Annotated in this window: 10 protein-coding genes; 5 read left to right on the top strand and 5 right to left on the bottom strand. The window is 72.5% G+C overall.

Annotated elements, in window-relative coordinates; genetic code table 11:
• On the top strand, nucleotides 1–1,123 hold a 1,123-nt coding region (locus PV721_RS35895; protein WP_319731857.1), incomplete at its 5' end, for a biotin/lipoyl-containing protein.
• 181 nt (nucleotides 1,124–1,304) lie between these two features.
• Here PV721_RS35895 and PV721_RS35890 read toward each other — a convergent pair.
• Nucleotides 1,305–2,252: a DeoR/GlpR family DNA-binding transcription regulator gene (locus tag PV721_RS35890; RefSeq protein ID WP_319731854.1), complete on the bottom strand. Its 948-nt coding sequence runs from the start codon at nucleotides 2,250–2,252 to the stop codon at nucleotides 1,305–1,307.
• A gap of 175 nt (nucleotides 2,253–2,427) precedes the next feature.
• Nucleotides 2,428–3,867 carry an NAD(P)H-quinone dehydrogenase gene (locus PV721_RS35885; protein WP_319731852.1) on the bottom strand — a complete coding sequence of 480 codons (1,440 nt, stop codon included), beginning with the start codon at nucleotides 3,865–3,867 and terminating at the stop codon, nucleotides 2,428–2,430.
• A gap of 184 nt (nucleotides 3,868–4,051) precedes the next feature.
• Between PV721_RS35885 and PV721_RS35880 the strand changes: the two genes are divergently transcribed.
• From PV721_RS35880 to PV721_RS35870, 3 genes are all read left to right on the top strand, one after another.
• A complete protein-coding gene (locus PV721_RS35880) occupies nucleotides 4,052–4,489 on the top strand; it encodes a gamma-glutamylcyclotransferase (RefSeq protein ID WP_053786320.1) in 438 nt (145 codons plus the stop codon).
• A gap of 133 nt (nucleotides 4,490–4,622) precedes the next feature.
• Entirely contained in the window at nucleotides 4,623–5,429 is an 807-nt protein-coding gene (locus PV721_RS35875) for a purine-nucleoside phosphorylase (protein WP_319731847.1), read from the top strand.
• Nucleotides 5,430–5,457: 28 nt separating this feature from the next.
• Entirely contained in the window at nucleotides 5,458–7,104 is a 1,647-nt protein-coding gene (locus tag PV721_RS35870) for a phospho-sugar mutase (protein WP_319731845.1), read from the top strand.
• Between the two features lie 202 nt (nucleotides 7,105–7,306).
• Here the strand turns inward: PV721_RS35870 and PV721_RS35865 are convergent, their stop codons facing one another.
• The 3 genes from PV721_RS35865 to afsQ1 are packed head-to-tail and all read right to left on the bottom strand — an operon-like array spanning nucleotide 7,307 to nucleotide 10,111.
• On the bottom strand, nucleotides 7,307–7,957 hold the full coding sequence (locus tag PV721_RS35865) for a hypothetical protein (protein WP_319731859.1): 651 nt from the start codon (nucleotides 7,955–7,957) through the stop codon (nucleotides 7,307–7,309).
• The gene (locus tag PV721_RS35860; RefSeq protein ID WP_319731843.1) at nucleotides 7,950–9,437 is read right to left on the bottom strand and encodes a HAMP domain-containing sensor histidine kinase; all 1,488 of its coding nucleotides are present in this window, start codon (nucleotides 9,435–9,437) and stop codon (nucleotides 7,950–7,952) included. The genes PV721_RS35865 and PV721_RS35860 overlap by 8 nt, the downstream gene beginning before the upstream one ends.
• Nucleotides 9,434–10,111, bottom strand: a complete 678-nt coding sequence (gene afsQ1, locus PV721_RS35855) for a two-component system response regulator AfsQ1 (RefSeq protein ID WP_063754818.1) — start codon at nucleotides 10,109–10,111, stop codon at nucleotides 9,434–9,436. The genes PV721_RS35860 and afsQ1 overlap by 4 nt, the downstream gene beginning before the upstream one ends.
• A gap of 177 nt (nucleotides 10,112–10,288) precedes the next feature.
• Between afsQ1 and PV721_RS35850 the strand changes: the two genes are divergently transcribed.
• On the top strand, nucleotides 10,289–10,984 hold the full coding sequence (locus tag PV721_RS35850; protein ID WP_319731838.1) for a SigE family RNA polymerase sigma factor: 696 nt from the start codon (nucleotides 10,289–10,291) through the stop codon (nucleotides 10,982–10,984).
• Nucleotides 10,985–11,035: the final 51 nt, after the last annotated feature.

Raw genomic sequence — 11,035 nt, 5'->3', positions numbered from 1 at the left:
CGACACCCACGGCAACGTGGTCGTCGTCTCCACCCGCGACTGCTCCCTGCAGCGCCGCCACCAGAAGCTGGTCGAGGAGGCCCCCGCGCCGTTCCTGACCGAGGCTCAGAACGCGGAGCTGTACGCCGCCTCCAAGGCCATCCTGAAGGAAGCCGGCTACGTCGGCGCCGGCACCGTCGAGTTCCTCGTCTCCGCCGACGGCCTGATCTCCTTCCTGGAGGTCAACACCCGTCTGCAGGTCGAGCACCCGGTCACCGAAGAGGTCGCCGGCATCGACCTGGTCCGGGAGATGTTCCGCATCGCCGACGGCGAGGCGCTCGGCTACGGCGACCCGGTCCTGCGCGGTCACTCCATCGAGTTCCGCATCAACGGCGAGGACCCGGGCCGCGGCTTCCTGCCGGCCCCCGGCACGGTCACCAAGTTCAACGCCCCCACCGGTCCCGGTGTCCGCCTGGACGCGGGCGTCGAGTCCGGCTCCGTGATCGGCCCCGCCTGGGACTCGCTCCTGGCCAAGCTGATCGTCACCGGCGCCACCCGCGAGCAGGCCCTCCAGCGCGCCGCCCGCGCCCTGGCGGAGTTCGAGGTCGAGGGCATGGCCACCGCCATCCCCTTCCACCGTGCGGTCGTCGTCGACCCGGCGTTCGCCCCCACGGACGGCAGCCCCTTCACCGTCTACACCCGCTGGATCGAGACCGAGTTCGTCAACGAGATCCCGGCGTTCACGGCTCCGGCCGCGGAGGACACCGAGGACGAGCCGGGCCGCGAGACGGTGGTCGTCGAGGTCGGCGGCAAGCGCCTCGAGGTCTCGCTGCCGTCGTCCCTGGGCATGACCCTGGCCCGCACGGCCGCCGCGGGCGGCGCCAAGCCGAAGCGCCGCGCGGCCAAGAAGTCCGGCCCGGCCGCCTCCGGCGACACCCTCGCGTCCCCGATGCAGGGCACGATCGTCAAGGTCGCGGTCGAGGAGGGCCAGCAGGTCACCGAGGGCGAGCTGGTCGTCGTACTGGAGGCCATGAAGATGGAGCAGCCGCTCAACGCGCACCGCTCCGGCACCATCGTCGGCCTCACGGCCGAGGTCGGCGCCTCCGTCACCTCGGGCGCGACGATCTGCGAGATCAAGGACTGACGTCGTTCGACGGGGTTCCCGGGGCTTCCCGCCCCGGGGGCCCCGTTTCGCACGTGCGGCGCCGCTCCGGGGACGCTTCCCCCGCGACTCGCACGCCGGCGCGCGTGAAGGATCGGCCTCGCCGGTGGTTGAGGGGCGCGGGAGTCTGGGGGCAGCGCCCCCAGCACACGGCCCGCAGGGCCTAGCGGCGGCGCATGTCGGCCACGCGCGCCCGCTCCGCCTGCTGCTCCAGCATCCCGCCGGGCGCACTCCGCAACTGCGCGGTCGGCCCGCCGCGCCGCTGCACCGGCAACGGCGAGTCGCGCCGCGGCCGCCGCCCGATCACCCCGTCCCCGCCGCCGGAGGCAGCGGCGCCGGCCACCGTGATCTGGACGCCCTGGTCCGCCAGGGCCTGGAGCTCCGTCGCCGCGCGGTCGTCGTGCGGCGGGGGCTCGTCCGTGACCAGGCGGGTCATCACGTCCGTCGGCACGGTCTGGAACATGGTGTCGGTGCCGAGCTTCGTGTGGTCCGCGAGGACGACCACCTCCGCCGCCGCCTGCACCAGCGCCCGGTCCACGCTCGCGCTGAGCATGTTGGACGTGGACAGGCCCCGCTCCGCCGTCAGGCCGCTGCCCGAGAGGAAGGCGCGCGAGACGCGGAGCCCCTGGAGGGACTGTTCGGCTCCGCTGCCCACGAGGGCGTAGTTGGACCCGCGCAGGGTGCCGCCGGTCATCACCACCTCCACGCGGTTGGCATGCGCCAGCGCCTGGGCGACGAGCAGCGAGTTGGTGACGACGGTCAGTCCGGGCACGCGGGCGAGCCGGCGGGCCAGCTCCTGCGTCGTGGTGCCCGCGCCTACGACGACGGCCTCGCCCTCTTCCACGAGGGAGGCCGCGACATCGGCGATGGCGGTCTTCTCCGCCGTCGCGAGATGGGACTTTTGCGGAAAGCCGGACTCCCGCGTGAAACCGCCCGGCAAGACCGCACCGCCGTGCCGGCGGTCGAGGAGTCCTTCTGCCTCCAGTGCCCGCACGTCCCGCCGTACGGTCACTTCGGAGGTCTGGACGACGCGGGCGAGCTCCCGGAGCGATACCGCTCCGTTGGCCCGCACCATTTCGAGGATCAATTGGCGACGTTCTGCAGCGAACACGAAACTGACAGTAACCCCAACGACCGTCTGCTTTCAGCTCTTTGCGCCGGAATATCGAAGTTGTCCATATGGCAGGGCTACTAGTGGTATACGCGGCCCGAGGTCTGGGTGAACGTCCGGCCACGCGGCGGCGCACCGCCCCAACGCCCTTGAGGCGTGGGGCGGTTGGGGGCGGTCACGCCTCCCCGGCAGCCTTCCGCGTGTGCAGCTGGCGCGCCACCTCGGCGATCGAGCCCGACAGCGAGGGGTACACGGTGAACGCGTTTGCGATCTGCTCCACCGTCAGGTTGTTGTCGACGGCGATCGAGATGGGGTGGATGAGCTCGCTCGCGCGCGGGGAGACGACCACGCCGCCGACGACGATGCCGGTGCCCGGACGGCAGAACAGCTTCACGAAGCCGTCCCGGATCCCCTGCATCTTGGCCCGCGGGTTGCGCAGCAGCGGGAGCTTCACCACGCGGGCGTCGATCTTGCCGGCGTCCACGTCCGCCTGGGTGTAGCCGACGGTGGCGATCTCGGGGTCGGTGAAGACGTTCGAGGACACCGTCTTGAGGTTCAGCGGGGCCACCGCGTCACCGAGGAAGTGGTACATCGCGATCCGGCCCTGCATGGCCGCGACCGACGCGAGCGCGAAGATCCCGGTGACGTCGCCCGCCGCGTACACGCCGGGCGCGGAGGTGCGCGACACCTTGTCGGTCCAGATGTGCCCCGAGTCCTTGAGCCGGACCCCGGACTCCTCCAGGTTCATGTTCTTGGTGTTGGGGATCGCGCCGACCGCCATCAGGCAGTGCGTACCGGTCAGGACGCGGCCGTCGGAGAGGGTGACCTCGACCCGGTCGCCCACCCGCTTGGCGGACTCGGCGCGGGAGCGGCCGACCACGTTCATGCCGCGGCGCCGGAAGACGTCCTCCAGGACGGCGGCGGCGTCCGGGTCCTCGCCGGGCAGCACGCGGTCGCGGGAGGACACGAGGGTCACCCGGGAGCCGAGGGCCTGGTAGGCGCCGGCGAACTCGGCGCCGGTCACACCGGAGCCGACCACGATGAGCTCCTCCGGGAGCTCGTCGAGGTCGTAGACCTGGGTCCAGTTCAGGATCCGCTCGCCGTCGGGCATGGCGTCCGGGATCTCGCGCGGGGTGCCGCCGGTGGCGATCAGCACGGCGTCCGCCGTCAGGATCGTCTCCGAGCCGTCGGCCGCGGTGACGATGACGTCCCGGGTGCCGTCGATGCCCTGCGGCCCGCCGAGCTTGCCGCGGCCGCGCACCACGCGGGCGCCGGCCCGGGTGACGGAGGCGGTGATGTCGTGCGACTGGGCGAGCGCGAGGCGCTTGACGCGCCGGTTCACCTTGCCGAGGTCCACGCCGACGACGCGCGCGGCCTGCTCGATGTGCGGGGTGTCGTCCGCGACGACGATGCCGAGCTCTTCGTACGACGAATCGAAGGTGGTCATCACCTCGGCGGTCGCGATCAGAGTCTTGGAGGGTACGCAGTCGGTCAGGACCGAGGCCCCGCCCAGGCCGTCGCAGTCCACGACGGTCACCTCCGCGCCGAGCTGGGCTCCTACCAGCGCAGCCTCATACCCGCCGGGTCCGCCGCCGATGATCACGATCCGGGTCACGAAAAGTCCGCCTCACGTCTACCCGGCCGGCTGCCGCCCCGGCCGGTGTTCCGGGGGGTCTCCCCGGGGGATGCATTCCGTGCCCCATTGTCCCGCACGGTTCAAGGTGCTTCGCGCCCGGTCCCGTCATCCGTGCGCCATCCGGGCACGCGGTGACGGCCACCCCTCCCGTACCCTCGACCTCATGTCGCTCTACGCCGCGTACGCCGGCAACCTCGACCCGCGGCTGATGACGCGCCGCGCTCCCCATTCGCCGCTGCGCGGAACGGGCTGGATCAACGACTGGCGGCTGACCTTCGGCGGCGAGCAGATGGGCTGGGAGGGCGCCCTCGCCACGATCGTCGAGGCCCCGCGCCACCAGGTCTTCGTCGCCCTGTACGACATCGCGCCGCTGGACGAGGACTCGATGGACCGCTGGGAGGGCGTCGGGCTCGACATCTACCGCCGCATGCGGATCCGGGTGCACACCCTGGACGGCGAAGAGGCCGCCTGGTGCTACGTGCTCAACGGCTACGAGGGCGGTCTGCCCTCGGCCCGCTACCTGGGCGAGATCGCCGACGCCGCCGAATCCGCGGGCGCCCCGCACGACTACGTGATGGAACTCCGCAAGCGCCCCTGCTGACCCGGGCCCGCGGCGGCGCGGGCGGTCCGGACCCCCGTCGGGGACGATTCGGCGGAAACGACAAGGCAACGATCCGAACACCGTGAGCTGTGCCATCTACGCGCGTAGGCCAGGAGCGGCTACGCTCGTCTGCGTGAACGCATCTGTTACCGACCCCTTCGCCGCCGCCGACGCCGCAGCCGCCCGCCTGCGCGAGCTGACCGGCGTCGATTCCCACGATGTCGCGCTCGTCATGGGCTCCGGCTGGGCCCCCGCCGCGGAGGCGCTCGGCGCCCCCGAATTCGAGTTCCCCGTCACCGAGCTGCCCGGTTTCCCGCCGCCCGCCGTCGAGGGCCACGGCGGCAAGATCCGCTCGTACAAGATCGGCGACAAGCGCGCGCTGCTCTTCCTCGGCCGGACCCACTACTACGAGGGCCGCGGCGTCGCCGCCGTCGCCCACGGCGTGCGCACCGCCGTCGCCGCCGGCTGCAAGACCGTGGTCCTCACCAACGGCTGCGGCGGTCTGCGCGAGGGCATGAAGCCCGGCCAGCCCGTGCTGATCAGCGACCACCTCAACCTGACGGCCACCTCGCCGATCGTCGGCGCGAACTTCGTGGACCTGACGAACCTGTACTCGCCGAAGCTGCGCGCGATGTGCAAGGAGATCGACCCGAGCCTGGAAGAGGGCGTCTACGTCCAGTTCCCCGGCCCGCACTACGAGACCCCGGCCGAGATCAACATGATCCGCGTCATGGGCGCCGACCTGGTCGGCATGTCCACCGTGCTGGAGGCCATCGCCGCCCGTGAGGCCGGCGCCGACGTGCTGGGCATCTCCCTCGTCACCAACCTGGCGGCGGGCCTCTCCGGCGAGCCGCTGAACCACGAAGAGGTCCTCCAGGCCGGCCGCGACTCGGCCGCCCGCATGGGCACGCTGCTGACGCAGGTCCTCGCCCGCATCTGATCGACGTACGAGAGGTAAGGCGGAAGTAGTGCAGGAACAGGACGACCTGATCACCCGGGCCCAGGCCTGGCTGGCGGAGGACCCGGACCCGGAGACCGCGGCCGAGCTCGCGGCGCTCATCGACGCGGGCGACACCGCGGAGCTCGCGGACCGCTTCGCCGGCACCCTCCAGTTCGGCACCGCCGGACTGCGCGGTGAGATCGGCGCGGGCCCGATGCGGATGAACCGCAGCGTGGTCATCCGGGCCGCGGCGGGCCTCGCGGCCTACCTGAAGGCCCAGGGCCACGCCGGCGGCCTGGTCGTCGTCGGCTACGACGCCCGCTACAAGTCGGCGGACTTCGCCCGTGACACCGCGGCCGTCATGACCGGTGCCGGGCTGCGCGCCGCCGTCCTGCCCCGCCCGCTGCCGACGCCCGTCCTCGCGTACGCCATAAGGCACCTGGGTGCCGTCGCCGGCGTCGAGGTGACCGCAAGCCACAACCCTCCCCGGGACAACGGCTACAAGGTCTACCTCGGCGACGGCTCGCAGATCGTCTCCCCGGCGGACGGCGAGATCGCGGCGGAGATCGCCCGCGTCGGCACCCTCGCCTCGGTCCCCCGCCCGGACTCCGGCTGGGAGGAGCTCGGCGACGGGGTCCTGGAGGCCTACCTGGCCCGTACGGACGCCGTCCTGACCCCCGGGTCCGCCCGGGGCGTGCGGACCGTTTACACGGCCATGCACGGCGTCGGCAAGGACGTCGTCATGGCGGCCTTCGCCCGGCACGGCTTCCCGGAGCCGGTGCTGGTGGGCGAGCAGGCCGAGCCGGACCCGGCCTTCCCGACGGTGGCCTTCCCCAACCCGGAGGAGCCGGGCGCGATGGACCTGGCCTTCGCGAAGGCCGCCGAGGTCAACCCCGACATCGTGATCGCCAACGACCCGGACGCGGACCGCTGCGCGGTGGCCGTCCCGACCGCGGACGGCTGGCGGATGCTGCGCGGCGACGAGGTCGGCGCGCTGCTGGCGGAGCACCTGGTCCACAAGGGGGCGCAGGGCGTCTTCGCGGAGTCCATCGTCTCCTCCTCCCTCCTGGGCCGGATCGCGGAGGCGGCGGGCGTCGGCTACGAGGAGACCCTCACCGGCTTCAAGTGGATCGCCCGCGTGGAGGGCCTGCGCTACGGCTACGAGGAGGCGCTCGGCTACTGCGTGGACCCCGAGGGCGTCCGCGACAAGGACGGCGTCACCGCCGCACTGCTGGTGGCGGAGCTGGCCTCGGAGCTCAAGGAGCAGGGCCGCACCCTGACCGACCTGCTGGACGACCTGGCGATGGCCCACGGGCTGCACGCCACCGACCAGCTGTCGGTCCGCGTCTCGGACCTGTCGGTGATCGCCTCGGCGATGGCCGCGCTGCGGGCGGAGCCGCCGGTGTCCCTGGCGGGGCTGCGGGTCGTCTCGGCGGAGGACCTGACCAAGGGCACGGAGACGCTCCCGCCCACGGACGGCCTGCGCTACTACCTGGAGGGCGACCACAAGGCCCGGGTGATCGTCCGGCCCTCGGGCACGGAGCCGAAACTGAAGTGCTACCTGGAGGTGGTGGTCCCGGTCGCCGAGGCCTCCGACCTCGCCCCGGCCCGCACCCGCGGCCAGGAGATCCTGGACGCGATCAAGAAGGACCTCGCGGCGGCGGCGGGCATCTAGCCCGCCCCAGCAGTCCGACGGCCCCCCGAGCCCCGTCCGGCCCGGGGGGCCGTCGCCCTTCCCGGGGTCCCTGCGGGGCCGGATCCTCGGCCCGTCCGGCGTTCGGGGTCCGGGACGGGATCCCCGCTCCTTCCGCCCCGCCGGCGATCGAGGCGCGGGGCACGGGCCCCGCCCCGGTCAACGGGGCCGCGGCGGCGGAGGGTCAGCGGGGCGTGGCCCGGGGGGAGGCGGACGGGCGGACGATCTCGCCCAGCGTCGGCACCGACTCGGGCCGCGACCGCACCGCCTCCGTGCACTCCCACGCCCGCGGCGGATCCTCGTCCGGCCCGCCCAGGACCACCGGCCCCGGCCCCGCCGACACCGCGTCGTTGCCCGCCAGCGTGCACACGACCTGCGACAGGGCCACCGGCGGCAGATCCTCCGGCTTGCGGCTCAACCGCACCGTGCCCGCCGGATCCCCCGGCCGCGGCGCCGACACCGACAGCCCGGCCGGCACCCCGGTCGTGAAGCCGGCGTCCCGCTCGTCCCCGCTCGGCGTCTGCTCCAGCGCCTCCAGCAGTGCCTGCGCGACGAGGCCCACGGGGTCCCGTACGGGCTTCTTCTCCGGCACCGGAACCACTCGGTCCACGCCCACCAGCTGCGATCCGCAGACCAGTTCGACCGTGGCCCGGAAGCCCTGCACCCCGCTCTCCCCGGCGGGCGCCGGCGGGGTGTCGCACGACACCCGTGACGGCGCCGGGCCCACGTCCACCGGCACGGTCGTCGCCCTGATCCCACAGGCCGACGTCGCGAGCAGGGCGACCGCCACCAGCGGGACCACCACGGCCGGCACCACCGGCAGAGCCCTACGCATCCCGCTCACCCGCGATCACCTTCCCCACGTCCACCGGCAGCCGCAGGGTGAACAGCGCTCCGCCCCCCGCCGCGTTGGCGGCGGTGATGTCCCCGCCGTGGATGTGCGCGTTCTCCACGGCGATCGACAGGCCCAGCCCGCTCCCGTCCGACTTCGGCCGCGACGCGCTCGCCTTGTAGAACCGGTCGAAGACGTGCGGCAGGACCTCCTCGGGGATGCCCGGACCGTTGTCGCGGACCGCGATCACCAGCCACTCCCCGTCCACGGTCACCGACACCCGCACCGGCGAGCCGCCGTGCTTGAGCGCGTTGCCGATCAGGTTGGCCAGGATGACGTCGAGGCGGCGCGGGTCGAGCCGGGCCACGATGTCCCGCTCGGCGTCGAGTTCGACCGCGTCGAGCCAGGCCCGGGCGTCGATGCAGGACGTGACCTGGTCGGCGACGTTCACGTCGTCCAGCACCAGGCGGGCCGTACCCGCGTCGAAGCGGGTGACCTCCATGAGGTTCTCCACGAGGTCGTTCAGCCGCCGCGTCTCGCTGACGACCAGCGCCACCGCCGGTGCGATCATCGGATCGAGGTCGTCGACCTCTTCCTCCAGCACCTCCGCCACCGCCGTCAAGGCGGTCAGCGGCGTGCGCAGTTCGTGGGACATGTCCGCGACGAAGCGCCGGCTCGCCTCCTCCCGCGCGCTCATGTCGGCGACCTTCTTCTCCAGCGCCTCGGCCGTCTTGTTGAAGGTGTGCGACAGGTCGGCGAGTTCGTCGGTACCCGACACGTCCAGCCGGTGGTCCAGCTCCCCCTCGCCGAGCCGCCGGGCCGCGTCTCCGAGCCGCTGCACGGGCTTGAGCACCGTACGGGCCGCCGCCTGCGCGAGCAGTGCGGAGCCGAGCAGCGCCAGACCGGTGGCGATCGTCAGCGACCAGGCGAGCGCGTTCAGGTCGTCCCGCTCCTGGGCGAGCGACTTGTACATGTAGCCGGTCGGCCCGCCGCCCACGATCCGGGTGCCGCCGACCAGGTACGGGTTGCCGTTCGGCTTCGTCCGCTGCCAGTACACGTGGTACTCGGCGTCGTTCGCCGCAGTCGTCTTCTGCTCGTCGTTCACGGCGTTCTGGAGGGACTTCGGTACGTCCTGCAGCCCGAAGGAGTCGGGACCGGCCGCGCCGAACACCTGACGGCGGTCCTTGCGCTCGTCCACGAGCAGCACGCTGTAGCCGGGGCTGCTGCCCGCCATCAGCTCGGCGGTGCGCTGCATCTCCTCCGGCGTCGGATCGCCGGGCAGCGCCGCGGCGCGGTTCTGCATCTCCTGCCGGAAGTCGCCGAGGGCGGCGTCCTGGACGCGGGTGAGCACGGCCTCCCGGTTGAGCCAGTACGCGATCCCGGATGCGGAGACCGCGGCCGTCAGGGCGACCAGGGCGAAGACGATGAGGAGCCGCAGCCGAAGGCTGGTCCAGCGCCGGCCCGCGAGCAACGCGCGGATCACTGCGGGGAGTCCAGGCGGTAGCCGACGCCGCGGACCGTACGGATCAGGGTGGGCGAGGACGGCACGTCCTCGACCTTGGCGCGCAGCCGCTGGACGCAGGCGTCGACGAGCCGGGAGTCGCCGAGGTAGTCGTGCTCCCAGACCAGCCGCAGCAGTTGCTGGCGGGACAGCGCCTGCCCGGGCCTGCGGCTCAGTTCGAGCAGCAGCCGCAGCTCGGTCGGGGTGAGCTGGAGGTCCTCGCCGTTCTTGGTGACCGTCATGGCGGCCCGGTCGATGACGAGGGAGCCGAAGCTCGCCGAGTCGCTCGACTCCCGCTCGCCGCGGCGCAGGACCGCCCGGATGCGGGCGTCGAGCACCCGGCCCTGGACGGGCTTGACCACGTAGTCGTCGGCGCCGGACTCCAGGCCGACGACCACGTCGATGTCATCGCTGCGCGCGGTGAGCAGGATGATCGGCAGCTGGTCGGTGCGGCGGATCCGCCGGCACACCTCGAAACCGTCGATCCCGGGCAGCATTACGTCCAGCACGATCAGATCCGGCCGCTGCTCGCGCAGCAGTTTCAGGCCGTCCTCGCCCGTCGCCGCGGTGGCCACACGGTGGCCCTGGCGAGACAGGGAGAGTTCGAGGGCCGTGCGGATGGCGTCGTCGTCCTCGATCAGCAACAGGAAGGGCACGGGCTCATTCTGTCCCATCGACAGTCGGGAGTTCGACCGTCGGAGCGAGGCGATCCCGCGGAGGTCGCTGTGACAGTGCTGTGACAGTCGACGGACACCGCGGTTAAGTCGGAGGGGCAGTCTTCTATCAACGCACGACGGACCGAAGCAGAGACACTCCACGACGGGGGGCGCGAGATGAACACGCTGCACAGCACCAACACCAGCGCGGTTGTCACGCGGCTGCACGATGTGAACCGCCGGGCGGGTGTCCGTACGGTGGCGGTCGCCCGTCCCCGGCCGGCCCACGTCGTAGCCATTGACGCAAACCAGTACCAGGCGGTTCCCGCCCAGCCCACGCCTTCCTCCACCTCGGAGGCCGAGTTCACGGCGTACGTCCAGGAGCGGCGGGCCGCGCTGTACGCGACGGCCTTCCACCTCACCGGCGACCGCTACGAGGCCGAGGACCTGCTGCAGAGCGCACTGTTCTCCACGTACCGCGCCTGGGACCGGATCAGCGACAAGGCGGCCGTCGGCGGCTACCTCCGCCGCACGATGACCAACCTGCACATCAGCGCGTGGCGGCGGCGGAAGCTGAACGAGTACCCGACGGAGGAGCTGCCGGAGACGGCCTCCGACACGGACGCGATGCGCGGTACGGAGCTGCGCGCGGTGCTGTGGCAGGCGCTGACCCGGATCCCGGAGCCGCAGCGCACGATGCTGGTGCTGCGCTACTACGAGGGCCGCACGGACCCGGAGATCGCGGAGATCCTCGGGATCAGCGTCGGCACGGTGAAGTCGAGCATCTGGCGCTCGCTGCGCCGCCTGCGGGAGGACGAGGCGCTGAGCTTCGGCCGCGACGAGGCGGAGTCCTTCGAGGAGCTCGTCGCGTAACGCGGCACACGAGACCATCGGGCCAGGGGGCCCGTCCCGCGGGGGTGGGAC

The organism is Streptomyces sp. MB09-01, assembly GCF_033794505.1.
GTDB lineage: Bacteria > Actinomycetota > Actinomycetes > Streptomycetales > Streptomycetaceae > Streptomyces.
This window is presented reverse-complemented; position numbering and strand designations above follow the sequence as displayed.

What these genes read in the sequence shown, in the direction of transcription:
- PV721_RS35865 (WP_319731859.1), bottom strand. Translation starts at nt 7,957, where the DNA reads ATGCGTAGGGCTCTGCCGGTGGTGCCGGCCGTGGTGGTCCCGCTGGTG.
- PV721_RS35880 (WP_053786320.1), top strand. Translation starts at nt 4,052, where the DNA reads ATGTCGCTCTACGCCGCGTACGCCGGCAACCTCGACCCGCGGCTGATG.
- PV721_RS35850 (WP_319731838.1), top strand. Translation starts at nt 10,289, where the DNA reads ATGAACACGCTGCACAGCACCAACACCAGCGCGGTTGTCACGCGGCTG.